The organism is Trichocoleus sp. DQ-A3 (assembly GCF_039961975.1).
Lineage (GTDB): Bacteria > Cyanobacteriota > Cyanobacteriia > Cyanobacteriales > FACHB-T130 > FACHB-T130.
The window spans coordinates 374,357-399,287 of sequence record NZ_JAMPKC010000003.1 but is presented as its reverse complement, the minus strand read 5'-3'; the positions used below and the strand labels follow the sequence as shown (position 1 = coordinate 399,287).

Here is a 24,931-nt window from a genome sequence, read left to right as displayed (position 1 = left end):
TGTATTAAGTATATGGCGTTATCGCCTAGCAATTCACCCTATGACGAGGAATCCATCAAATCAACGACCGATTTTGACAATAGCGCGATCGCCTATGAGTTGGGTATTAGAAATAGCCGCAGTTACAGGGATTGTCTGCATCATTGTAATCACCCTACAATCTTGGGCAAATCTCCCCAACAGTATTCCCATCCATTTTGAGATGGGAGGCAAACCAGATGCTACGGGTAGCAAAAAATTAATCTGGCTTTTCCCCAGCTTAGCTATTTTAGTTTATGTAGCATTTACAGTGCTGCGTCAGTTTCCCCATACCTTTAATTATATTTGGGGAATTACAGAGCAGAATGTCGCAAAACAATATCAGCTAGCTGTTAATTTATTAGACTGGAACAAGGCAGAAATTATGTGGATACTTGCATTTGTAGAATGGCAGATTATCCAGGTAAGTTTGGGTCATTTTTCTGAATTGAGGGTCGATTTCTTTTCTACAGTAATGCCATTGTTTCTTATCACAAATGGGCTGTATTTTTGGCAAGCATATCAAGCTCGTTAGTGAATATTTTTAATACTCAATATCTACCTTTCATGAACCACCTTTAACTTAGCTCTCTTTGCCTCCCCCTCTCTACCTCCGGCACCCCTCTCCGCCTGCGGAGAGGGGCTGGGGGTGAGGTTCTAACTGACAACTAAACAGTTAATCTCAAACCTTCTCCCGCAACGCCGCTAACTCTTCCCGCACCGATAAAGGCGAGTATCCTAATTCAAAAGCTTTTGAACTATCTAAAGAAACATCTGCTGGTCTTGGTGCAGCCATTTTCACATCTTCTTGTCGGCAAGATTTAAGCCCTGCTTCAGGAAGTTGCAATACTTCCACTAATAAGCGTCCAAAATCATAACGCGAAATCCGCTCTTTTCCGCCCAAATGAAGGCGTCCGTTTACTTTCTCCAATGCCAATAAAAGCCCTTTTGCTGCTGTTGTTCCGCTAACTGGCGTGCGGAATTCATCCATAAACAAACTTAATTCTTTCCCCTCTCTCAGCATTTCGATAAATGGCTGCATAAAACTTGTGGCGGTAGGCGTTGCCATCCCATACATTAAAGGCATTCGGCAAACAGCAGTCATCGGATAACGTTCTAACATCCCTTCCTCCGCCATCACTTTTTGCTCCCCGTAAACATTGACAGGAGACATGGGGTCTGCTTCCCGGTAGGGAGGGTTTAAACCATCGAAAACTAAGTCAGTTGAAGTGAAAACGCAAGGAATCGAAGCATCCGCACAAAGTCCAGCAATATTACAAGATGCAGTGACATTAATCGGGTAGGATTCATCAGGATATTGTTGGCAAAAATTAGGTTGCGATCGCGCGGCGGTATGAATCACTCCATCAGGCTTAATTTCTTGGAACAAATGCTTGAGTTCCTGAAAATCCTTTAACTCAACTTTCAGCAAATTTACGCCAGGAATCTCTAGAGAATGGGAAAAATAAGTTCCATAAACCTCCCATTCTTGTTTTGCTAGCTGGCAAAGATGCCACCCTAAAAAACCACTGGCACCTGTAACTAAGAGTTTTTTCATCGGATTACCAAACCTGTCATATAAGCCCACAAGCTTCCGCCAGGGGCTAAACCAACCAAGCCTGCGATCGCTCAGGCAAAAATTGGAAGCGTCAACCGCAGCCAAAGCCCACGAAAGCCGCACCCTTAAAGGTGATGGCTGCTAACTTAGAACAAAAGCATCGTAGCTCATCCTTTAAGATACTAAGGGCAGTTTTGTAGAACCTGACCCTTGGTGTATCGTTCATCACTTGTGAGTACGCGCTATGCAGTGGCTAAGCGAGCGATCGCTCATGGCAGTCCCAACGGTCACAGGCAGCGAGAATCAGGGAAATGTTGCTGAATTAGTGATTTTTCTGATCGTCTTGTTGTTGGTTGCCACGGGGGTTGCCTTACTATCTCGACGATTTCGGATTCCCTACATTACAGGGTTAGTATTGGCAGGGTTAGCGATTACAGAGCTTTTGCCAGGTCGCATCCGTCTCGATTCCTCTCTGATTTTTAATCTTTTTTTGCCGATTCTACTGTTTGAATCGGCAATTAATACCGACGTCAGTCGTCTACGCAGCACATTTAAACCCATTGCCTTATTAGCAGGAGTGGGATTTCCCTTCTGCGCTGCCATCACCTCAGTCTTGCTGAAACTAGAACTCGGCTTAGATTGGGTTCCCGCATTGCTAGTTGGGGTCATTTTGTCAATTACAGACACCGCCTTAGTTATTGCGGTTTTCAAGGAAGTGTCTGTTCCCCACCGACTGATCACACTCGTAGAAGGTGAAAGCTTAGTTAACGATGATGTGGCACTGGTTTTATTTAGCCTGATCTTGACGGCAAATTCAACCGGGTCATTAACGCCCCTCGATGTCGTACAAGCATTTTTGTTCGTGATCGTCGGCGGAATCTTAGTTGGCTTAGCCTTGGGCTATCTCAGTATTGGTTTATTTAGCCAAGCAGACGATCCTCTCAGCGTGATTCTACTGACGATTGCCGTAGCGCTGGGAGCCTTTCAACTGGGCGAATTTTTCCACGTATCCGGTGTGGTTGCCGTTGTAGTGGCAGGACTAATTGTCGGCAACTTGGGGGTTTCTCGCAGTACCTCTGCTTCTACTCAAGTTACTTTGTTCAGCTTCTGGGAATTCGCCGGGTTTGGTGTCAATACCTTTATTTTCTTACTCATTGGCTTAGAGATTAATCTTGTCACCCTTTGGCAGACGCTACCAGCCGTTCTTCTCGCACTGATTGCCTACCAAGTCGGGAGGGCACTCACCGTTTATCCACTCCTAGACGTAGTGCGTTTTTTTGACAAACCCATTCCTGTGAAATGGCGGCACGTTCTCTTTATGGGCAATATTAAAGGCTCACTTTCAACCGCCTTGGCGTTAAGCTTACCGACTAATTTACCAGGGCGAGATAAGTTGGTTGTCATTGTCTTAGGGATTGTGCTGCTATCGTTGGTTGGACAGGGAGTAAGTTTACCGGGGTTTGTACGCCGTTTAAAGCTCGATCGCCATTCCGAATCACGGCAGCAGATCGAAGAATTGCAAGCTCAATTGATGACATCCAAAGCAGCGCAGGATGAATTGGAGAGCCTCCTGAAATCGGGAGTTTTACCAAAATCAATCTACGAAGAGATGCGAGCCGCTTATCAGGTGCGAGTGGCAGCTTCTGAAAGAACGTTGCGGGAGATATATAATCAGCGTCCCGAAGACTCTGCTGATGAAAGTAGCGATCGCCTAAAATTAGACACGATTCGTCGGCAATTACTATTGGCAGAAAAGCAGGTACTCAATGACGCCCTCCGCAGGCGGATTCTCTCAGAAGAAGTGGTGCAAGAACGTATCAAAACCATTAACGAGCAACTTCTAAGTTTGGAAGATGACTAGAACACAAACCTAAGAAATCAATCACTTGATGTAACTTTTCCGATTTCGTGACGACTAGCACAGTTGCTCCCGCCTCTAGCACTGTCTTTCCATTCGGAATGACGAGATCGGTTTGGGGATGGGATTGATAGCCAATAATTAAAGAACCGCTGGGAAACCGAGAATCTTGAGCGACTTGTGCCACGGTACGACCCGCAATGTCAGACTCTGGTGGCACTTTGAGTTTGAAGACTTCTACCTGACCCTGCTCAAAGTGCATCATCGATTCCACTTGGGGATATTCGATCGCATTCACCATCGTGGTCACGGCTAGGTCAACCGTACTGATGACATGATGCGCTCCGGCAATCCGATAAGGTTCGGCAAAATCACCTTGGCGCATCCGAGTCACAATATGGGAAACCCCATAGTGCTTGGCAAGTGTCACCATTGCCAGATTTAAAGCATCATCGCGGAGGGCAGCAACAACCGCATCTGCCTTGCGAATTCCAGCCTCTATTAGCACTTGCGTACTGACGGCACTGCCTTCAAAAGCCATCGCTCCGACTTGTTCGCGAGCATACCGGCAGGCGGTGGGATCGGTATCGATGACGGCAATCGTGTGTCCTAATTCTACTAATTGTTGGGCTAAGTCCAGCCCGACCAGTCCTGCTCCACCAATCAATACGTACATGGCTCACCTCTGTTGCAGGTATTTACGTCTGACCCTCAAAATCTACAGTGTAGTTGCTGGGCGGCGAAAGGAGTAAATTATCCCAATTGTTACTCAGGGCGATCGCGTTTTTAAATTTGCACCGCAACGGACAATGGCAGAGGAAAGTTGAAAAGCTGGCATCATATCCACTTGAAAATTGTTAATCAGACCTATTCACTCTTGAGCAGGCACCTGCCAAATCTTAATGCTGCCATCATGACTGCCAGTCGCTAAAGTTTGCCCATCGGGACTGAAAGCGAAGGAATTTACTTTACTGTCATCTCCTGCCAGAGTGCTTTTGAGTTCGCCAGTGCGAGGATTCCACAGTTTGATTGCATTGTCCAAACTGCCGCTGGCGATTGTCTGTCCCTTGGGGCTGAAAGCAACAGAATTAATTAACGTGGCATTTCCCTTCAAAGTAGCGATCGCTTCCCCGTTACGAGGATTCCACAGCTTGATGGTGCCGTCATTACTGCCACTGGCGAGGAGTTTTCCATCAGGATTGAAGGCGACGGAATTTACCCAATCGGAATGCCCTTCTAGGGTGCGAATGCGGATGCCCGTGCGCGGATTCCATAAGTTGATCGAGCGATCGGCACTACCACTGGCTAATGTGCCCCCATCAGGGCTAAAGGTAACGCAATTCACCGCATCTAAATTCCCCGTCAGGGTGCGGATGAGTTCCCCGTTGCTCAGCTGCCAAAGCTTGATCGTCTTGTCTAAACCACTGCTGGCTAAAGTTTTTCCATCGGGACTGATGGCAATGGATAAAACTGAGGTGGAATCCCCGTTAAGGGTGTGGATGAGTGCCCCGTTACTGAGTTGCCATATCTTGATGGTGCCGTCATAACTGCCACTGGCGACAAGTTTTTTATCCGGACTAATGGCAACGGCATGAATGGGTTTGATATGTCCTGCTAGGGTACGGATGCGGATACCTTTGGGTAAATTCCACAACTTGATAGTGCCATCTTCACCGCCACTGGCAAGAATCTGCCCATCGGTACTGATGGCGATCGCCTGCACATACTTAGAATGCCCTGTAAGCGTGTTGAGTGGCTGGGCTGGCTGAGATGCCGTAGTTGATGTATAGGCGGTTAAATCCTCCCCTGTTACAGGGTTGGCAGAGGATTCGAGCGAACTGCACCCAGTCAAAGTCGTCACTGCACCCAAAGCGATCGCCACGAAAACTTTTCCGAACGTTGGCTGATGTGTCATGGATAGTCACCGCAGAAAACATCACGTCTATCCAGGATGGATACAATATAAATTTGGAGCTGTCATCATCCACTCGGATGAGCATATCTGGTTATGTCCCTGCCTGTTGTCGCTATTATCGGTCGCCCGAATGTGGGCAAATCTACTCTTGTCAATCGATTGGCAGGTGTACAAGACGCCATTGTGCATGATGAACCTGGAGTCACGCGCGATCGCACCTATCGTTCCGCCTTCTGGGAAGACCGGGAGTTTGTCATCGTCGATACCGGCGGCTTGGTGTTTAATGATGACACCGAGTTTTTACCCCTAATTCGGGAACAGGCAATGTTGGCACTCTCAGAAGCGAGTGCCGCAATCTTTGTCGTCGATGGTCAGAGTGGCTTAACAGCAGCGGATGAAACGATCGCCGACTGGTTGCGTCAACAACCCGTGCCCGTCCTGCTAGCGGTGAATAAATGCGAATCCTCCGAACAAGGTCTCACCCAAGCAATGGAGTTTTGGGAACTGGGATTGGGCGAACCCTTCCCCGTCTCTGGCATTCATGGGAGTGGCACCGGCGAATTACTTGATGCCCTGATTACCTATATCGTGCCCGCGGGAGAAATCCCAGAAACTGAAGAAATTAAAGTCGCCATTGTCGGACGTCCCAATGTCGGGAAATCTAGCTTGCTGAACGCCTTTGTCGGCGAAAATCGTTCTATCGTTAGCCCGATTTCTGGCACGACCCGCGATGCCATCGATATGGTAGTAGAACGCAACGGTAAAACCTACCGATTGATCGATACCGCCGGGATTCGCAAAAAGAAAAACGTTGAATACGGCCCGGAATTTTTTGGGATTAATCGCGCCTTTAAAGCGATTCGTCGCGCCGACGTGGTTTTGTTAGTCATTGACGCGGTGGATGGCATCACCGAACAAGACCAAAAACTGGCTGGGCGGATAGATGAAGAAGGTCGCGCTTGCGTCATCGTCATCAATAAGTGGGATGCAGTTGAAAAGGATTCCTACACCATCTACGAGTTTGAACGCAACTTTAAAGGACGGTTGAACTTTATCGATTGGGCAGAAACAATTTTTGTCAGCGCTCAAACAGGTCAGCGGGTGGAAAAAATTCTAGATTTAGTGAATACAGCCGCCGAACAACACAAACGCCGCGTCACGACTGCTGTAATTAATGAAGTGCTACAAGAAGCGATTTCTTGGGTTTCCCCGCCCACGACCCGTCAAGGGCGTCAGGGCAAGATTTATTACGGCACCCAAGTGAGCAGCCAACCCCCAGCGATCGCGCTATTTGTCAACGATCCCAAGCGCTTCAATGACAACTATCGCCGCTACATCGAAGGTCAATTCCGAAAACAGTTGGGTTTTACTGGAACCCCAGTACGCTTATTCTGGAGAGGGAAAAAAGTCCGCGAGGTGGAAGCGGGCAGTCGTAGTAACCGAGCTACTCGCGTTTAATCGATTAAAAATTAAAAATGTAAAATGAATTTTTGCATTTTTAATTTTTAATGTTTAATTTTTAATTTTCTATGGATTTACTGCGATCGCTGCCGCTGGGGCTGTACCTCGAACAACCAATCACTTGGCTGCATCACCTCGACCCCCGGGTGAAAATAGCTTGGTTGATGAGCTTTCTCATCGCTCCAGTCCTGGCAAATCCCATCTGGCGTATCGCTCTGGCGGTGCTGCTAGTTGCCATTACTGTGACGGCGGCGATTCCATTGCGCGTATGGAAGCAACAAATGGGTTGGCTGTTGATGCTGTGCTTTTTTGTCTTCATCCTGAGCATGATTGCTCCCGATGGACTTGGAGCAGACTCTCAGCGACGTCTCCCAGCCGATGAAATATCTTTTATTCAGACTGCTACTCCCAAGCCAGGAGTTGTCAAATCCGCTGCAACTCAAAAACTAGAGGCGACAAAACCAGTCTCCTCTCAAAACCCTTCAAACTACCGTTACGTGCTGTTCCACCAAGGGCCAGTCAAAATTACTCGCAAGTCCTTGGCGCTAGCGATTAACGTGAGTACCTTACTATTTACCTTGATTTACAGCACCAACCTGTTTTTGCTAACCACAGCTCCAGAGGAGATTACTGCGGGGATCGAGAGTTTGATGCGACCGCTGCGAGCATTCAAATTTCCCGTGACAGAAGTTGCTCTAACCTTAACTTTATCGCTGCGCTTTATTCCCCTGGTTTTAGAAGAAGTGCAAAATTTAGTTCGTTCCGTGCGGACACGGGCAATTAACTGGAAAAAACTGGGTATCCGCAAAAGTCTGCAACTTTGGTTGATGGTTGCCGAACGGTTGCTTGAAAATCTCCTCTTACGAGCCGAGCAAATTGCTAGCGCCATGAAGGTTCGCGGCTTTACCAGCCCCAATAGCCATCGCGTCCAATGGCACCAGTTGCGTCTCAAAAAGAGCGACTGGGCGGGACTGGTGAGTTTAGCCGTACTTTGGGGGGCACGGCTGATGTGGGGATGGGAAAGTTAAAAATTAAAAATTAATATGAAACCTTGGTTTTGGCGATCGCTTCCTCTACAACATAGAACTGGCTCAGAAGTATTCGCCGCCCTGTTTCTGGACGCTGGTAAAATTGCTACCCTACTCGAAAGTCCCTACAATCCGCTCCTTCAACACTCAACTGAAGCCAAGAACGCGATCGCCAGATATTCAATTTGTGCCGGTGCGCCGCGCTTTATAGATGGCGTGCAAGCAGTGTGGACTCCACCCGTTGGCGAGATCCTCCCCTTCCTACGCCGCTTGCGGCAACGTTCTGCCTTCAGGGATGAATCTCTACAGCCGTCACTACCTTTCACTGGCGGCTGGCTGGGATGGCTGGGTTATGACCTCGCTTGGGAGATCGAGCAGCTACCCAATTTAAATTCTGACCCCCTACCATTCCCGGTTGCTTATTGGTATGAACCAGCATCCTTTGCTGTCCTCGATCACTGGGAACAAACCCTATGGCTAGCCGCTAGCGATGAAGCCGAACTCGATTTCTTGCAAAACCTGCTGGAAAGCCGAACGCAGTGCGGGATAGCAGAGGAGCCAGCATCTTCAATCCAAAATCCAAAATCCCCCCATTTCCATTTTTGGACGCCTCAAACTGATTACGAAGATGCGGTGCGGCAAGCGAAAAAGTATATCCGAGCTGGAGATATCTTTCAGGCAAATCTTTCCCTACGCTTTGAAAGCCGCGTAACCGCCAGTCCTTGGGCAATTTATCAAGCGTTACACCAAATCAATCCTTCTCCCTTTGCTAGCTATTGGCAGACCCCGTGGGGGGCACTCATCAGCTGTTCTCCAGAACGATTGGTTCAGATGCACGATCGACAAGCGCAAACGCGACCGATTGCGGGAACGCGATCGCGCGGCACTACCCCCGCCCTCGACGAGCATTTGGCGCAAGACTTGATTGCCAATGCCAAAGAAAGAGCCGAACACATTATGTTGGTGGATTTAGAGCGAAACGACTTGGGGCGAGTGTGCGAGTGGGGTTCTGTAGAAGTTAACGAACTTTTCACAATTGAGCGCTACAGCCATGTCATGCACCTCGTAAGCAACGTTATCGGTAAAATTCGCCCAAACTACGACGCGGTTGACCTGATTCGCGCCTTCTTCCCAGGCGGTACTATCACTGGGTGTCCGAAAGTCCGCTGTATGGAAATCATTGAAGAACTCGAACCCGTGCGTCGCAATTTGTTCTACGGTTCCTGTGGCTTTCTCGATTGGCGCGGGCACCTAGATTTAAATATCTTGATCCGTACTCTCCTCTATCCCAAGCGTGCCGATGCAGCGATGGTTTACGGGCAAGTCGGGGCGGGAATCGTTGCCGATAGCGATCCAGAACGAGAATGGCATGAGTCTCTACACAAAGCTCAAGCTCTGCTAGCAGCCCTGGGAAGTTTTAATGTTATTAGTGATTAGTTCTGGGTCATCAGTCAAATACCATTAGCGAATGGCTACCAGACAGGGTTTTGAAGAGCCACTCTTCTATTAGCAACTAGCAACAGAATGATTCGGCTGGGAACAGATATTGTTTATATGCCTCGAATTAAAGCCGCTGTTGAACGCTTTGGCGATCGCTTCTTGCAGCGCGTCTATACTTTTGATGAACAACAAGATTGCGGCTACACTCAGAACGATATCAGTCGCCTCTCTATCAACCAGCTAGCAGGGCGCTGGGCGGCAAAAGAAGCCGTTGCTAAAGCACTGGGAACTGGATGGCGGGGAGTCAGCTACACCGATATTGAGATTCGACGTTTACCCACAGGTGCGCCGCAAGTATTTCTTCACCATTCAGCCGCCGCCCAGACAGCAGGGTGGGAAGATTGTCAGTGGCAGCTAAGCATCAGCCATGATGGCGATTATTCGGTAGCCACCGCCATCCTCGTTTGCTCACCCTGAAAAGTGTCGCCAATTCCCAAACATTCTCTCTGAGGTGCCCGAATACAAGCTATCATCTGCATAGTTTGAACTAGAGTGAAACATCTTGGGTTTCAACAGAGAGCGGCTGGCGCGAGTCGTACTGCCGCTTAAACTCTTCGACTTTTCCCAATCTCTCCCTTAGGGATGGGCATTCTTCGCGTGGATGTTAATGAGCAGCGAAACCTATTTAAATCACCCTACATTTGGCTTACTTTACAGAGTGTGTCTGCTTGAGGACAGCCAGGAACTATTTACGACCCTTTATGCCCAGCGTCTCTTCTTTTTGGTGAATACCAGTCCTACCGGCATCACGTTTGAACCGATTACCCGCAGCGATGGTCGCCTCATGGTGGAAAACCGTTTGCGGATGCTCCGTCGCAACGGTCAAATGGAGGAGTACACCCAACTTCAGGCTATTCATAAGCGAACATTTCAATAGGGGCAAGCAATTAAAAATTAAAAAATCCTTTTTAATGCAAGCATTTTTAATTTTTGCTTCCCTGTTTATTTTCAAGTGAAGTCAAATGACTGGAGCGATCGCCCAACGCCTTTCTGAAATTCGCCAGCAACTACCGGAATCTGTCCGCCTCATCGCCGTTACGAAACAGGTTTCCCCTGAAGCCATGCGCGAAGCTTATGCAGCGGGAGTAAGGGATTTCGGCGAAAGTCGCATCTCTGAAGCTGAACTTAAACAAGCGCAACTGCAAGATTTACCAGACATCACCTGGCACCTGATTGGACACCTTCAAAGTAATAAAGCTCGAAAAGCCCTAGAACAATTTCAGTGGATTCACTCGATAGATAGTTTAAAATTAGCCCAACGATTAAACGAACTGGCACTTGAGCTGTCGCGATCGCCCTTCATCTGCCTGCAAGTGAAACTACTGCAAGATCCCAACAAGTATGGGTGGACAGTTCCTCAACTGCTTGCCGATTTACCAGCCCTGAATGAGTGCTACAATCTGCAAATTCAAGGTTTGATGACAATCCCGCCTTTCGATCTCAAGGCTTCTGAAATCCTGTCAGTTTTCGATAGAACCCGCAAACTAGCCGATGAAATCAGACAGCAAAACTGGTCAAATATTCAAATGCAGCAGCTATCAATGGGAATGTCAGGTGATTACCCGTTAGCTGTGCAATCTGGGGCAACAATGATACGTTTGGGGCGAATTCTTTTTGGAGAACGGGCATCCTGAAAAGCCTTACTCCGCTTACAAATGTCAACATCTATTCCGAACAGATGAGTGGGGTAATGAAGAGGCATCGGATATTATATTGCCAGCACGACTATATGATTGTTATTGTCGTTTCCTTAAACTAGGACTGCTGCCTCAAGGGTGCCCTGCGATCCCAGCCCCAAAGTCTAACCTTAAATCGTGATGGAGCGTGAACTGTGAATAATATTTTTTCTAAGCTACGAGATTTCGTGGGTCTCAATGAGCCAGCTCAATACGAGTATGACGAGTACGAAGAAGCCGAGGGAGAAGAGTACCAAAATCTCTATCAAGAACAGCATCCTCAACCGACGACAGCAGAAGAAGAACGTCGCCAGAGCCGTCGGGCGCGGACAAACACACCTGTTGCAAGAGAAATAGAAATGGGGACAACAATGAATAATGTAATTGGGATGCCCGGTTCGGTGAATGGAATTTCGGAAGTAATCGTGATGGAGCCACGTTCTTTTGAAGAAATGCCCCAGGCGATTCAAGCTTTGCGCGAGCGGAAGTCAGTCGTGTTAAACCTGACGATTATGGACCCAGATCAGGCGCAACGAGCTGTAGACTTTGTGGCTGGTGGCACTTATGCGATCGATGGGCACCAAGAGCGGATCGGCGAAAGTATCTTTCTGTTTACACCGAGTTGTGTTCAAGTCAGTACCCAGACTGGCGTGGTTCACGAAGTGCCTCAACCACAAGTCCGGATTCCCCGTCCCTCTGCCCCCTCCCCAGCTTGGTCAAACGAACCGACCCGGATGGCGCAGTAAAATTTCTGAGTCGAGACGCTTGTTAGCGGTCAATGGTCAGTCGTAACGGCTAAAAACAACTGACCGCCGACAACGGACTTTTCATGCTGATAGGGATTGGGGGACGAGGTTGGCTACTAAATTCGGCATGATTGGTGGCGGGGTAATGGGAGAAGCTCTATTATCCCGCCTGATGCAAAAACAGGTTTATGCCACAGAAGAAGTCTTGGTGAGTGAGCCGCAAAGAGAGCGGCGAGACTTTTTGGCGCAGCAGTACGGCATCCAGGTGACGGCAGAGAATCGGGCGGTGGCGGCGGCAAAGGATGTGCTGTTACTGGCGATTAAACCTCAAGTGTTTGCAGCAGTGGCGGCAGACTTGGAGAAAGAAATTTCTGCCCAAGCGTCGCCGCCAGTGGTGATTTCGATGATGGCGGGTGTTTCTTTGAGTCAACTGGAAGCAGCTTTTCCCCAGGCTCCAGCAATTCGGGCGATGCCGAATACTCCGGCGACGGTAGGGGCAGGAATGAGTGCGATCGCGCTGGGTCAGCACGCCACCGAACGCCACTTAGAACAGGCAAAGGCGATCTTCCAGGCGGTGGGAGAGGTCGTTGAAGTGCCAGAATCTTTAATGGATGCGGTGACAGGGCTTTCGGGTTCGGGTCCCGCTTATGTGGCGCTGATGGTGGAAGCACTCGCAGATGGTGGGGTAGCGGCTGGATTGCCAAGAGCGATCGCGTCTTCGTTAGCCCTGCAAACCGTCTTGGGGACTGCCCAGCTGTTGCACGAATCGGGAATGCATCCCGCTCAACTAAAAGACCGCGTGACTAGCCCTGGAGGTACAACTATTGCTGGGATTGCCCAGTTAGAAAGGGCTGGTTTCCGCTCGGCTTTGATTGAGGCAGTGGTGGCGGCTTCTCGGCGCTCTCAGGAGCTTGGTCGTTAATGCATCGCTGAATACTCTTTTCCGGCTACCAAAAGTAAAATGATTTGTTAAAAATCCTTTATGCGGCAAAAATGGGCAAATAAAGTCTTTATTTTTAGCCTTTTGCTGATACTGGTCGTTACACTTTTTCCGTATGATTTTGCCTTTAAAGAGAATGCTAGTAAAATAAATTATCGCTTTCTCACTTCAGAATTTTTTAAGTTAAGAAATTTTTACGACTTAATCACTAACGTTTTATTATTCTCCCCCTTTGGTTTCGTCTTTTCCTCCTTGATGCAGCAAAAAAGATTCTTAGGGAGAAAGACACTTGTTTTCATCTTATTAACTTCTTTTTGTTTAAGTTTTACAATTGAAATTTTACAGCTATTTATTCCTTCTCGAAGTTCCTCTTTTGTCGATATTGGTGCCAGTATTTTAGGTGCTTTTATCGGGTTTTTAAGCTTTCGTTTAGGGGGAGATAAAATCTTAGGAGCAGCTTTAAATCTTCTTAGAAGTAGTAATAGTTTTCTTTCGATCAAAAAGTTAACGACTGCTTTTATTGGATATATTATATTGATTTTTCTAACAACGCTCCTTTGGCAAAGTTCTGGAAGTCTCAGTAATTGGAATCACACTTTCCCCCTGAGTCTTGGCAACGAGCCAACCGGAAATAGACCTTGGAAAGGATATATTTCAGAGCTATACGTCGCGAATAAAGCAGTTTCAGCTCAAGAAGCAGAATCCGCATTTTCCTCGGAAATCCCATTTTCTGTCGTCAAAAAAGACCTAGTAGCTGTATATCAATTGACAGGTACAGGTAGTTACCCCGATTTAACTGGGCACCTTCCAGATTTATCTTGGCGAGAAAATTCCCCAACTACTCAGGATCAAAGGGGTGCTTCTCTCGATTCCAATCATTGGCTAGAGACAAAAAGCTCTGTAGCCTTGATGACACAAAAGATTGCTGAAACTTCTCAGTTTACAATAGGTGCCGTTGTCGCTACTGCTGACACAATGCAGGCTGGCCCTGCTCGAATTATTTCCCTTTCAGCAGATGATGAAAACCGCAATTTTACCCTTGGACAAAGGGGATCGGATTTGGTGTTTCGGGTGCGAACTCCAGTCACCGGGAAAAATGCAACAAACTATCAACTAGCTGTTCCAAATGTTTTTGGTGACACCAAGAATCATCAGATACTTCTTACCTATGAAGGGTCAATTCTTAAAATTTATATAGATGGATTGAAACAACCTTACTCGCTGAAACTGATTCCAGAGGTGATGATTTTTCAGCTATTACCTTTTGATGCTAATAGTATTAATCTAGAAATCTACAAGATTTTCTATTATGGATTGATTTTTATCCCTATTGGCTTCTTTCTAGCACTCATTAGTGCAAGAGCCAGAGAAAAACTTATTTTTTATGCCGTATTGCTTTTTGGAGGAATTTTATTCCCATCTTTAATATTAGAAGCCATATTAGCGATTGGAAACCAGAGAGCAATTAGGCTGGATAATCTACTATTTAGCATGGCACTAGCTGTTAGCACCATGCTGATAATGAAAAGGTGGGCTAACTCTTGGTTACGCAGGGAGATAACAGCATAAAAACGAGTAAAGATGCGAAATGACGTTTAGTATCACAACACCTAAGCATCTCTATAAGTTAGGAAATAAGTTAGGAACTTTGTTCGGGTTCTGTTGATAATTTTTGACCGATTTGGGGTTCGGTACCGGCAAGTAAACGCTCAATGTTGCTCTGGTGTCGCCAGATGACGTAGATACCGCCAGCGATCGCAAAGATTAGATAAGGTAAGGGCTGTTTGAAAATCAACATCCAAACCGAAACCGCGATCGCACCCGCAATGGAACCGAGGGAAACAATTCGGGAAAAGGCAATAACTGTGCCAAACACCGCTGCTGTTCCCAACGCCACAGGTAAGGACATGGCAAATAAAACGCCCAGGCTCGTGGCAACTGATTTCCCGCCCGTGAAGTTCAGCCAGACAGATTTACTATGACCGATGCTGGCAGCGAATCCGGTGCCAGCGACTAACCAAGATTCCCAGGTGACAGGCAGGACAGACGTTGGCGCAAAAGTTGGCGCGAAGGCATAGAAGGCGTAAACCAAAGCGATCGCGCCGACTCCTTTAAATAGATCGATCAGTAACACCGCGATGGCTGGCCCTTTTCCCAGGTTTCTGAGAACATTGGTGGCACCCGTAGAACCAGATCCCTGCTCTCGAATATCAATCCCTTTGAGCCAGCGTCCTGCCAAATAACCCGTAGGAATCGAGCCTAAGAGATAGGCTGCGATTAACAATGCCCCACTTAAAGCCAGCTGTAGACCCATCTAACGCCTCTTGCTTGTAGCTCAATTCGTCTGTCGCTAATATCTCATATCAGCGGACATCTGCTGAGGATCGGGTGCAAAAGCTAACCACAGAGGAAATTGCAGCAGCGACAGATTAATCTGATCTTCTGTCTCATCAATGATAATCAGCGGCATCTGGCGTTCCTTAACCAGACGCTCTGCCTTTTGCACGACCGCTTCCGGGGATTCAAACAAAACAATTCCCTGTTCTGGACCAAAATCAGAGCGGGAAATGCCCAGACAGTCTTGCAAACCCCGCCGCCATTCTCCCAATCGTTCTGGGGAGTTGGCGAGGATCAGGGCGCGAACGCGATCGCCATACAGCGTGCTTAATACCGAGATGACGGAAGAAGCAATCAGGATATTTTGCAGGCGACTGCCCATTGTCCGCAAAGCGCCTCTTCCTCCTTGCGTGAAAAACCAGTTCGCAACTCGCTCCGCATGAACCGGCTCAAAGGTACGACGCAATTGCCAGGGCGGGCCATAATAGTCAGGTCGCGTCCGGTACTGGTCTAAAATACTGCGAATTTGTTTTGCTGTTGATTGAAAGCTCTGTTCTGTAAATTTGGGGTTTACAGGCGATGTAGCCTTCGACTCTTCCACGACTGGAACTACCTTGGGGGGTTCTGGTTCCTTCTGGAGTTGCAATTCTTCTGCGGCTACTACCAAATCTTGTAAGCTACCGACCAGATAATCTTTAAAGCCTTGCACTCGAATGGCTAATTCTTGGGAGGTGCCAGCAAAGGTTCTTCGCATTTCCTCTCGAATGCGTTCCCGTCGTCGTTCCAGTTGTTCAACGGAAATTTGTAGTGTTTGTCTGCGTTGTTCCAGCTCGTTCAAAGACTCCTGCACCAGACGGTTTAACGCCGCTTGGGTTTGAGCCAGCTGGTCTTGCAGAACTTTATTATGAGAAGCTTGCAGGGCGGCAATTTCCTGAATTAATGCCTCTTCCTGCTGTTGTAAATCAGCCACCCGTTGCTCTAAAACAGAGACGGAATTTTCCATCGCTACTGTTATATTTGGCTCCTCAGCATTATCTGATTCCTCAACAACGGCGACTACAGTTATATCTGGCTCCTCTGGCTCCTCAGAATTATCTGATTCCTCAACAACGGCGGCAATTTCCGCTTCTGAATCATCAAATGCCTCCACAACAGCGGCAATTTGTAATGCTATAAGATTGTCTGAGGCTGGATCGGCAGTTACAGTTTCCTCTTCTGGCGCTTCTAAATTGTCCGAGGCTTCAACAACTGGCTGTTGCTTTTGTTCTTGCTCTTGTTCTTGTTCTTGGGTTTGAGGTTCGTCTGAATTCATCTAACAATTAACACTTAACAACTAACAATTAACTACTCATCTGTAAGGACGCCCATCTGTGTATCCCTACGCACTTGCTTTTGGACAGCGTTGTTCCAAGCAAGTTTTTAGCATTTTGGGATCGAAGAGAACCGGCAAAAAGTGAATGCTTTTAACTTCTTTGAAGTAAAACAGAATCGGCACTGGAGTCCAGAATATCTGCCAATTTTGCCATTCCTGGTAGGGAAAACGCCGAATTAAGGTTTGGGAACGATAAACATCTAATGCTGTTTCGGTGAATTGCAGGCGAATCGTTGCCGCCTGAAACAGCAAGAACAAACCAAATGCAGCGATCGCTAAACTCACCCAAGGTTGAACGAATAACAGCCCAATCGAAGCCGCCACTAACACCAAAGGAATTGCGTAGCTGGGTGCCAGTTCAACAGTTTGTGAAGGTAAAGAAGATGTAGTAGTAGTCACAGGCATAAACCCGATATTGTAAACTATCGTACTAGACCTACCCACTTTCTTAGCGTTCAAGCTGAAGTGGGGCGGCAGTTCAAATCCTGATTCGAGATTCAAGCTCAGGATTGCAACTTTATTTATTTTAAAGGTTTTCCGCCTCAGACCCCTTTAAGTACGGCACTGCCCGTTCCCTGAAACATCAACCACGATAAGAAAAAGTTAGAAATAAAGATAGCTAACAAAGCTGTGACGACTGCTGTGGTGGTCGATTGTCCAACACCTTTTGCTCCCCCAGTGGTTGTTAAGCCCCAACTGCAACCAATTACGGCAATCAGCGCCCCAAAGAAAAATGCCTTAATTAAGGCACTACACAAATCCCAGACTTGCAGGAAATTTCGGGCAGACTCTAAAAATACATTTGGGGCAATTCCGTAGAGATTTCTGGCAATGAGCAATCCCCCTGCCATGCCAGTGAGGATAGACAAAATGGTTAAAACTGGCAGCATTAAGCAGCAGGCGATCGCGCGGGGAATCACTAGGTAATCAATCGGGTCGGTTTTCAGCATATAGAGGGCGTCTATTTGCTCGGTGACGCGCATCGTGCCAATTTCAGCGGCAAATGCCGAACCGACTCGTCCCGCCAAAATCACGGCAGTCAGGACGGGGCCAAGTTCCCGGCATAAGGAAAGCGCTAACACTCCGCCCACAGCACTGCCCGCACCCAAGTTGACAAATTCTCGCGCCACCTGAATGGTGAATACCATGCCGACAAAACCGGCTGTTACCAACGCAATTAAGAGCGATTCTGGGCCAACCATCGCCATTTGGTCGAGGGTGTTGCGCCGATGGATTTTTTTTGTCAGAAGGTGAACGACCACCTGCCCACCCAGCAAAATCGCCGCCAGCAACCGCTGACCCCATAACTCTAAGCTGGAACTGGAAGGAGTCTCGCTCAAGGATGTCCTGCTGACTCAACGACTTTGTAAAGCATAGCTGATGAGTGGCGACGACCTACAAGAATCTCTTTTGTACTGTTCGCACGGCTGTGGCTCAGCACTCTGGGCGCGGGGCTGGGGAATCTCTGGGAGATTCCTGAGATATATTTACGGACTTTAAACAAGATTTTTAAGGTTTATTTAAGATTTCTGACAGATCGGGATAGTGACAGCGATCGCTTCTATCGTATATAGAGGTTCAAAGTAACGTTCTCAATTCCCCGCTCGGCAGTTCATTCGCACTTACGGTTTCATGAACATTTTGCCTAACTATTTCCGTTCCCTACTCTTGACGAGTTTTCTTAGCTTCACCGCCCCGATTCTGCTGTTCGCTAGTGTGTTGGCAAGTCTGTCCATACTAGGTTACATTCCCCTCCTTGAAGCAGTCAGTCAGTGCGGCAGAGCGGTAATTCTAGAGTTTCTTACCGTCTTTGGTAGCGGGTGTTCCATTGAAGGTCTCCTGGTAATCGGTTTTACCTGTAGCGTTGCTGGAGCCATGTTTGACACCTACGCCTTTTATCGTTACCAAAATTTACGTGGAAATTAATCTTTCGCGATCGCTTTCGTCGTCGCCTAATCTCCAACCCTCAATAAGAGTTCTGTCGCGCGATCGCAGTTCTGACAGAATTTGTTAGAGAATGCCGTCTCTACCCAAGTTAGGTAATTGTGCCCCCAAAAGCGAGGCACAACCACAAAAGACTTACTTTACAGATTCCACCGATCGCAATTTCGCTTCATTTGTGTCGGATCTGGTCGTAAATCTTCAAATATTCCGCCCCTGGATCTTTCCACGAGTAGTCATACTCCATACCCTGGAGCGCAAGCTGACGAAACTCTTCGGGATGGTTGTACCACAGCTTAAAAGCACGCTCCATTGCTGATTCAAACGCAGGCTCATCACTGTGCTCAAACACAAAACCATTCCGTTTTTCCGGGGGCTTTGTTTGGTCGTAGTCTCGGTCAAACACAGTATTCACCAGTCCACCAACTGCCCGCACGACTGGCACCGTGCCGTACTTTAAGCCAATCATCTGAGTCAGTCCGCAGGGTTCGTAGTTGCTAGGGACAATAATCATATCCGCCCCTGCATAGATCAGGTGGGATAACTCTTCATTAAAGCCAAGTTCTAGATGAACGTCAGGATTCTCATTCAAAAAGGCTTTTTCGTGCTGGAAATGGGTGTTGATTCCCGGTTCCGTTGCCGAACCCAACAGTACAAATTGCGCCCCATTGTTAAGCGCGTAGTAGATCGCATGATGGACAAGATGAACGCCTTTTTGAGCGTCTAAACGACCGATGTAGGCAACGATAGGTTTATCAACGTCGCGGAGCAAAAGTCTCTCCCGGAGGGCTTTTTTAGTCTCGGCTTTCCCTTCTAGATTCTCTTTGCTGTAATGAGCCGGTATATAGCGATCGCTTTCGGGATTCCAAAAATCACGATCGATGCCGTTGAGTACGCCAGTGAATTTATCCTGGTGCAGATGTAAGGTATGACCTAAACCAGAGCCAATCTCCGTGCAGCGGGCTTCCCAAGCATGATGGGGCGAAACGGTCGTCACAGCGTTGGCATAAACAATCCCCCCTTTCATAAAGTTCAAGGCAAAAGGGTTGAAGTTATCTTGCAGGCGATCATAAGTGAAGTAGTAAGATTCGTTATTCAGCCCGGTTGCCCACAGGGTCTCTTGACCGCCCATCCCTTGATGTTTGAAATTGTGAATGGTGTAGCAAACCCGTTGAAGACCCATCTCATACTTGTAATTCTCGAAGAGCATGACTGGAATTAAGCCGGTCTGCCAGTCATGGCAATGAATGATATCGGGTCTTTTGTTGCTTTGCAGTAGAAATTCTAAAGCGGCTTTGCTGAAGAACGCAAACCGCATATTGTCATCGTTGCACCCGTAATAACAGCCTCGATTGAAGAAATTATCTTCAGAGTGGGGTTCGATAAAGAAACACAGCCGCCCGTGTACCCAGCCGCAATAAACAGAACAGTGGACTTTACCGCCATACCAGGGTACCCACAAATCGCGGTAAGCATCGTGAAGTCCCCAGATGTGGTCGTACCGCATGCAATCGTACTTAGGCAAAATCAGCTCGACGCAATTTCCCTGATTTTCTAACTCCCGACTCAGCCCGTAAACGACATCTCCCAAACCACCAGCTTTGATGACCGGAGCGCATTCAGAGGCAATTTGTACGATGTACATCCTTACTCCTCCTGAGATAGAAATCTATTTTCTTAATTTCACAAAAGTATATATACACCTAAGCAATAACGACCCCGTCATTCGGTATAAACAAGCCGGACATCGTGGTTTGATTCCGGCTGCCTCCGCTGAATGCGACCCCTAAAATAGAGAGCAAAGCTCGTCTGAGTTCTTTTGGAGGCGATCGCAAATGGTACGGACACCATCTAAACCCTTAACTTTGGAAGAGTTTCTGAAGCTGCCAGAAACCAAACCCGCTAGCGAATACATTGATGGTCAAATTATTCAAAAACCTATGCCGCAAGGAAAGCACAGTACAATTCAGGGTGAACTGATTCCTACTATCAATACAGCCGTTAAGCCTCAGCGCGTTGCAAGAGCTTTTCCTGAACTGCGGTGTACTTTTGGCGGACGTTCAATTGTGCCGGATGTATCGGTATTCGTTTGGGACAGAATTCCCCGTGATGAGAATGGCGAAATCGCTAACGTTTTTCTATCGGCTCCTGATTGGGTAATTGAAATCTTGTCACCCGACCAAAGCCAAACGAAAGTTACCAAGAATATCCTGCATTGTCTGAAATATGCCACTCAAATGGGTTGGTTAATCGATCCAAAGGAGCAAACAGTATTTGTTTATCTTCCCAATCAGCTTTTACAAGTATTTGATGAACCAGAACAGCAACTTCCCGTGCCATCTTTTGCGAATGAGCTGCGACTTCCAGTAGGAGAGTTGTTTGGTTGGCTTTTGGAGTAACTTAAACTAATTAGCGATCGCGTCTTGGTCTGTTTGAGTTGGGAGATAGCGCCTTCGACTGTTCAAGTTAAGCGATCGCTTCCCTACATCTACAATGCGATGGCAAAGAGCTATCTTTAGATAAAATTGCCTTTTACTCTCTTAAGACTCTACCTTTACCTCTACGATAAGGGCGTCTGTATTTATCTTTGGGTACGTGGGTTTCACTCTCGAACCACCAAGCAGCATCGTAATCAAAATAATCATCGTCATCTGGTCTGTAGTAAATGCCTTTATAGCGTTCCTTAGTCAAGTTCTTAGTAACCTTAATAGGATATCCTCGGGGCGGGTGCTTTAGATTATTTGGGTCTGGTGGATGTCCGCTAGGTTCCCCAGCTCTCGCTCTTTGCTCATTTAGAGTTTGTTCGCGTTCCTCCCGTTGCCTCTGTTCTTCCTGTTCTCGACGAGTCCGCTCTTTCTTCTCAATATCAATCTTATTTGAAGCTTCTGTCGCCCCCTGTGTTATAGTTTCAAATATTTCAGCGAGTTCTGGGTATTCCTGAATCAAATTGGGAAAATTTTGTGTCAACTCGTTAATCGCTTTAATTTGGCGATTCTTTTCCTCAATTAAATTATTGCCTGTAAGAGAATTTACTCTTTCTGTTTTGATTTTTGAGACATTTTTAAGAGTGTTTACGGCTGACTTTGTCGCTATATTGTTATGAATTGTGTAAGCAGGCGCTAAGAAAACAAACATTCCAGCGGCTATAGCGCCAAAAATTAATGCGAGAATTATGAAGATACCTTGATACCACACTAGGTAACCACAAGCCATTAGCGTAGCCGTCACAGCTAACGTCTCAAACCAAGCTTTTGGTCCTTCCTCAGATGAGTGAATGCCTATTGTAAACAGCTTGATCACCAGCTCAATTATTGAGAACCGGCTTGTTAGAGGCGAATTGGTAAATGGCATTTAAGAAGGCTAATTTGACTTAGATTGTTTTCTTTTCAGTTGAAAGGTTCTGTTTTCACCTGAGTCGTTCTTCAGGTTAATTATGTGCTTTTTAGTCTCGTATCCTTCTTTACTGAGCGTGACTTCTACATCTTCAGTAGAGGGCATTTTTATTTGTGCATAACCGTCATCAGTAGTTATTCGCTCTGTAGGTGAGCCTCTATAAGAAAAGCGTATAGATGCACCTTTTATTGGCTTTCCTTCTTCGGTTTCCGTAACGATACGAACATCTACTAGTTTTGGTTCAACTTCTTTTGAAGCTGTTTCTTGTTGACCCACTGTAAGTTTTGTTAGCTCCGGAAACTCGCGTAAACCTGCTACAGTTACAGCCAAAGCGACAACACCCAGAAAAACCTTAATCCAAACGTCCCAATTGCCGAAATTCTGCATGGGTATATATCAACTAGGTCAAAAGTATTCCCAATATCATAACCAAATTACCTCACAAGCCAAAGGCACGAGAGCGCTGCAAAATCAGACTTATTGGGCTGTCTAGCCCTTAATTTGGGTATTGCGCACCTATCATCACAGAGCAAGGTTGCTGAGGGCGATCGCTATCTTCCGTCATAAGGGAAGGCGATCGCTTATTCTGGCAAAAAGTTAGAATCTAAAACTTCTGTGGATGTATAGGGACATAATTGCGGAAATATCTCTAATGGCAGTTCAGTTTCAGCACTCGCCTGTTCAACTGCATCTGCATAAGATTCAGCAAAGACTTCTTCAAGATAAGGCTTGAGGCTGGGAGAATCTTTTAGAGCTTCACGAATGCGTCTGCGATGCTCAACGATACTACCTTTCCAGCTACCGCTTCTTTTCTCTGGCTGAAATTGCCATTTAAGTAAATGAGTCAGGACAATAATAAGATTACTCTTTAGGCTCCGGCGCTCACTTCGTCCCATGTCCTCGATTTCTTCAATTAGATTTTCCCATTCGATATTAGAGTAGTCTCCAACCCGCAACTTTTCTACAGTAGTTTGAATCCATTTCAGGTAGTCCGTCTCGTACAAACTCTGTCGGTTAGCTTCTAGTTCTCTTGTCATAACCATTTCCTCTCAAAGTCCTGAACTAGCTGACACAAGACTTCTCCCAATGGATTGTCAGTAATATTGTAGCGATCGCTCTTACCCAATCTAGCCCTAAGCAGCGAGTAAAAAGCGATCGCATCCCTACTGAATGAGAATTACTGCCTCTTCCGCCTTAGTATTTAGAGCTTTTTTCAATTCTTGCCCAACTTTCCCAATCAGTTCGTCAAAAGCTTCCTGATTCTCTGTTAGTTGTTGTCTAAAAACCTTCTCTAACTCAGGTTTCATTTGCTCGCAGGTAGAGTCGATCTTGCTATCGCTCAAAAGAAGAGAACGAGTCCAACTCGGAACATCTACCTTTGTCTTAATTGCTTCTTGGGTTTTGCTGCGGGTGATCTCTACTCCTGCGGCAAGAACTGAGGCACCATAGATTAGCACGATGGGCCAAGTTAAATGTCCGGTTAAAATTAGAGCGATGATGCTACCGACAGTCCCTCCACCAATCACCACATTGACGATAAATCCTACCGTTTCGGCAAGAATAGTGTCGCCAATCGATAGGTCTGGACTAACCACATCAGGGTCAATACTTTCCTCAAACCTCAAGCTACTTCTGGGTATCTGAAACTTTTGGCAAATGGGATCGGTTTCCTCAGCTAATTCGGGTTGGATCTTACTGTTAAACCAAGTAGCACATTGCGTATTGACGATTTGCCGAGCGCCAGGACTTTCAATCCACTGCTCCGCCTGCTTTTTCATAGACTCTTCCAAATCAGCCAAAGTGCGTATTTTGTTGTTTTGCCAGTTTTTTAAACTTGGTTGAATTGTGCTTTTAATCAGCCCCTCTGATAGTGGCTTAGCCAGCAATTCGATTAACTCTGGAATATGTTTTTTGACCAGGTCTTTTAACTTTTTTGAGTCAAATAGTGTATTGACCTCTTCTTTAAAAGCAGCAGCACGCAGATCCCATCTTCCTACCCGTGCTAGACCCAAGGCAATGCAGCGTTCGGGTTCTGGATCGGGGCGAACTTGAGTATCTGGTTCAGGGAAGATTTCCTCGCAAATCTGGCGGGTAAATTTCATCCGAGATGCACCCCCAGTCATCAGCAAAAGTTGCGGTACAAAGCCTTGTTTATCCAGCCTTTCTTTCGCCTCGTTCACTGCTTCTCGGAACGAATGAAGCCAACTCTTGCCGCCCAATTCTGGCAAAGATTGATTCAAGATTTCATCCATAACCCCTTTATTCACTTGAGGCACAAAGTAAATCTGTTCGTTGATCGACTCAAAGCCGCGTGCAAAGGATTGAGGATTGCTGTATACCTGTTCGTTAGAAAAGTAATCTTCCTTCGCTTTGCGACAAGCAAGTTCGCAACGCGCTTGGTGATGAGGATATGCCTCAAATACTCGTTCCAGTAACGCTTTTTCCTCGTGGTTAGCGAGAGTCTGGGCAAAAATTGCTTTATCGATTAAAGAAGCACCCAAAGCATTACTTCCGAAATCTATCGGGATTTCGTGCAAACTCTTAACCAGAGTAAAATCTGTAGTCGAAGAGCCAATATCAACTATTAGCACCGACGATTTAAGTTTGTCATAAGAAAGCTTACCGGCTTCCTTCGCTTGCATGAAAGCTGCCCGCGACTCTGGGACAACACTCACTAAGGGAATACCAGATTCCTTCAGTAACTTTTGGTATTCTTCTCGTTCGTCAGCAGACCATCCTGAAGGGCAACCGACATAAAATTGGCTGGTTTCTCCACCTTCGATTTGTTTGCTTTCTTTCAAAAGACGATAGTAAGTTTCTAGAAACTTGCTAATTGTTTCCCGATAAGTTGGGTCGGTATTTGGTTTTTGTTTGAAAGCGATTTTGAGCTGAGTAACGCCAGCTTGGATTAATGCTTGTTCTCCAATTAGATAACCGATATCGGGATGCCAAGCTAGTGCTGTGATTTGAACTTTTTTATTATTAACTTCAAGCATCCCTGGCGGCTCGATGCTCTCCACTCTCGCCTGAGCGACAGCGGTTTCACCGTGCCCCAGATCGAATCCGATAGTTTCTAAAACTTCCATTTTTATACTTTCCGTTAATCAACCATGTAAATGAGAGTTTTGATCCCCCCAACCCCCCTTGAAAAAGGGGGCTAAGAAAAAAGGGAAATACTATCTAAATGA

25 protein-coding genes are annotated in these 24,931 nt (G+C 46.7%); 13 read left to right on the top strand and 12 right to left on the bottom strand.

Annotation, left to right across the window (positions count from 1 at the left end; genetic code table 11):
- Positions 1-40 precede the first annotated feature (40 nt).
- Entirely contained in the window at positions 41-553 is a 513-nt protein-coding gene (locus tag NDI44_RS08175) for a DUF1648 domain-containing protein (RefSeq protein ID WP_190410759.1), read from the top strand.
- 147 nt (positions 554-700) lie between these two features.
- On the opposite strand, the gene NDI44_RS08170 is transcribed toward NDI44_RS08175, so the two are convergent.
- Entirely contained in the window at positions 701-1,576 is an 876-nt protein-coding gene (locus NDI44_RS08170) for an NAD(P)-dependent oxidoreductase (protein ID WP_190410922.1), read from the bottom strand.
- A 271-nt stretch (positions 1,577-1,847) separates the two neighbouring features.
- Between NDI44_RS08170 and NDI44_RS08165 the strand changes: the two genes are divergently transcribed.
- The gene (locus tag NDI44_RS08165; protein WP_347276890.1) at positions 1,848-3,437 is read left to right on the top strand and encodes a cation:proton antiporter; all 1,590 of its coding nucleotides are present in this window, start codon (positions 1,848-1,850) and stop codon (positions 3,435-3,437) included.
- On the opposite strand, the gene NDI44_RS08160 is transcribed toward NDI44_RS08165, so the two are convergent.
- Positions 3,403-4,110, bottom strand: a complete 708-nt coding sequence (locus tag NDI44_RS08160) for a TrkA family potassium uptake protein (protein WP_190410757.1) — start codon at positions 4,108-4,110, stop codon at positions 3,403-3,405. The two genes, NDI44_RS08165 and NDI44_RS08160, sit on opposite strands and share 35 nt — an antisense overlap.
- Before the next feature lie 195 nt (positions 4,111-4,305).
- Positions 4,306-5,349 (bottom strand): WD40 repeat domain-containing protein, encoded by a 1,044-nt coding sequence (locus NDI44_RS08155; protein ID WP_190410756.1) that lies wholly within the window; start codon positions 5,347-5,349, stop codon positions 4,306-4,308.
- 93 nt (positions 5,350-5,442) lie between these two features.
- On the opposite strand from NDI44_RS08155, the gene der reads away from it, so the two are divergent.
- From der to NDI44_RS08110, 9 genes are all read left to right on the top strand, one after another.
- A complete protein-coding gene (der, locus tag NDI44_RS08150) occupies positions 5,443-6,807 on the top strand; it encodes a ribosome biogenesis GTPase Der (protein WP_190410755.1) in 1,365 nt (454 codons plus the stop codon).
- Positions 6,808-6,878: 71 nt separating this feature from the next.
- Complete coding sequence (locus NDI44_RS08145; RefSeq protein ID WP_190410754.1) at positions 6,879-7,838, top strand: CbiQ family ECF transporter T component; 960 nt, start codon at positions 6,879-6,881, stop codon at positions 7,836-7,838.
- A gap of 15 nt (positions 7,839-7,853) precedes the next feature.
- Positions 7,854-9,275: an anthranilate synthase component I gene (locus NDI44_RS08140; protein ID WP_190410753.1), complete on the top strand. Its 1,422-nt coding sequence runs from the start codon at positions 7,854-7,856 to the stop codon at positions 9,273-9,275.
- 87 nt (positions 9,276-9,362) lie between these two features.
- Complete coding sequence (gene acpS, locus NDI44_RS08135) at positions 9,363-9,755, top strand: holo-ACP synthase (RefSeq protein ID WP_190410752.1); 393 nt, start codon at positions 9,363-9,365, stop codon at positions 9,753-9,755.
- A 190-nt stretch (positions 9,756-9,945) separates the two neighbouring features.
- Entirely contained in the window at positions 9,946-10,215 is a 270-nt protein-coding gene (pipX, locus tag NDI44_RS08130) for a transcriptional coactivator PipX (RefSeq protein WP_190410751.1), read from the top strand.
- 85 nt (positions 10,216-10,300) lie between these two features.
- Positions 10,301-10,972, top strand: a complete 672-nt coding sequence (locus NDI44_RS08125) for a YggS family pyridoxal phosphate-dependent enzyme (protein WP_190410750.1) — start codon at positions 10,301-10,303, stop codon at positions 10,970-10,972.
- Positions 10,973-11,169: 197 nt separating this feature from the next.
- On the top strand, positions 11,170-11,760 hold the full coding sequence (locus NDI44_RS08120) for a cell division protein SepF (protein ID WP_190410749.1): 591 nt from the start codon (positions 11,170-11,172) through the stop codon (positions 11,758-11,760).
- Between the two features lie 109 nt (positions 11,761-11,869).
- Positions 11,870-12,682: a pyrroline-5-carboxylate reductase gene (gene proC / locus NDI44_RS08115; protein WP_190410748.1), complete on the top strand. Its 813-nt coding sequence runs from the start codon at positions 11,870-11,872 to the stop codon at positions 12,680-12,682.
- 60 nt (positions 12,683-12,742) lie between these two features.
- Positions 12,743-14,269, top strand: a complete 1,527-nt coding sequence (locus tag NDI44_RS08110; RefSeq protein WP_190410747.1) for a VanZ family protein — start codon at positions 12,743-12,745, stop codon at positions 14,267-14,269.
- A 70-nt stretch (positions 14,270-14,339) separates the two neighbouring features.
- On the opposite strand, the gene plsY is transcribed toward NDI44_RS08110, so the two are convergent.
- The 4 genes from plsY to NDI44_RS08090 form a co-directional block, all read right to left on the bottom strand.
- On the bottom strand, positions 14,340-15,014 hold the full coding sequence (gene plsY, locus NDI44_RS08105) for a glycerol-3-phosphate 1-O-acyltransferase PlsY (RefSeq protein WP_190410746.1): 675 nt from the start codon (positions 15,012-15,014) through the stop codon (positions 14,340-14,342).
- 36 nt (positions 15,015-15,050) lie between these two features.
- Complete coding sequence (locus NDI44_RS08100; protein WP_190410745.1) at positions 15,051-16,349, bottom strand: DUF3086 domain-containing protein; 1,299 nt, start codon at positions 16,347-16,349, stop codon at positions 15,051-15,053.
- A gap of 66 nt (positions 16,350-16,415) precedes the next feature.
- Entirely contained in the window at positions 16,416-16,814 is a 399-nt protein-coding gene (locus NDI44_RS08095) for a DUF3119 family protein (RefSeq protein WP_190410744.1), read from the bottom strand.
- Between the two features lie 137 nt (positions 16,815-16,951).
- Positions 16,952-17,749 (bottom strand): MlaE family lipid ABC transporter permease subunit, encoded by a 798-nt coding sequence (locus NDI44_RS08090; protein ID WP_190410743.1) that lies wholly within the window; start codon positions 17,747-17,749, stop codon positions 16,952-16,954.
- A gap of 292 nt (positions 17,750-18,041) precedes the next feature.
- Here NDI44_RS08090 and NDI44_RS08085 point away from each other — a divergent pair, with 292 nt between their 5' ends.
- On the top strand, positions 18,042-18,335 hold the full coding sequence (locus tag NDI44_RS08085) for a hypothetical protein (RefSeq protein ID WP_190410742.1): 294 nt from the start codon (positions 18,042-18,044) through the stop codon (positions 18,333-18,335).
- Between the two features lie 187 nt (positions 18,336-18,522).
- On the opposite strand, the gene glgA is transcribed toward NDI44_RS08085, so the two are convergent.
- Entirely contained in the window at positions 18,523-19,995 is a 1,473-nt protein-coding gene (glgA, locus tag NDI44_RS08080) for a glycogen synthase GlgA (RefSeq protein WP_190410741.1), read from the bottom strand.
- A gap of 190 nt (positions 19,996-20,185) precedes the next feature.
- On the opposite strand from glgA, the gene NDI44_RS08075 reads away from it, so the two are divergent.
- Positions 20,186-20,749 (top strand): Uma2 family endonuclease, encoded by a 564-nt coding sequence (locus NDI44_RS08075; protein WP_190410740.1) that lies wholly within the window; start codon positions 20,186-20,188, stop codon positions 20,747-20,749.
- Positions 20,750-20,882: 133 nt separating this feature from the next.
- Here the strand turns inward: NDI44_RS08075 and NDI44_RS08070 are convergent, their stop codons facing one another.
- The 4 genes from NDI44_RS08070 to NDI44_RS08055 all read right to left on the bottom strand — a co-directional run bounded on the left by NDI44_RS08070 (position 20,883) and on the right by NDI44_RS08055 (position 24,829).
- A complete protein-coding gene (locus NDI44_RS08070) occupies positions 20,883-21,545 on the bottom strand; it encodes a hypothetical protein (RefSeq protein ID WP_190410739.1) in 663 nt (220 codons plus the stop codon).
- Between the two features lie 165 nt (positions 21,546-21,710).
- Entirely contained in the window at positions 21,711-22,130 is a 420-nt protein-coding gene (locus tag NDI44_RS08065; RefSeq protein WP_190410738.1) for a hypothetical protein, read from the bottom strand.
- Between the two features lie 194 nt (positions 22,131-22,324).
- Positions 22,325-22,780: a DUF29 domain-containing protein gene (locus NDI44_RS08060; RefSeq protein WP_190410737.1), complete on the bottom strand. Its 456-nt coding sequence runs from the start codon at positions 22,778-22,780 to the stop codon at positions 22,325-22,327.
- Between the two features lie 126 nt (positions 22,781-22,906).
- A complete protein-coding gene (locus tag NDI44_RS08055) occupies positions 22,907-24,829 on the bottom strand; it encodes a plasmid segregation protein ParM domain-containing protein (RefSeq protein WP_190410736.1) in 1,923 nt (640 codons plus the stop codon).
- Positions 24,830-24,931: the final 102 nt, after the last annotated feature.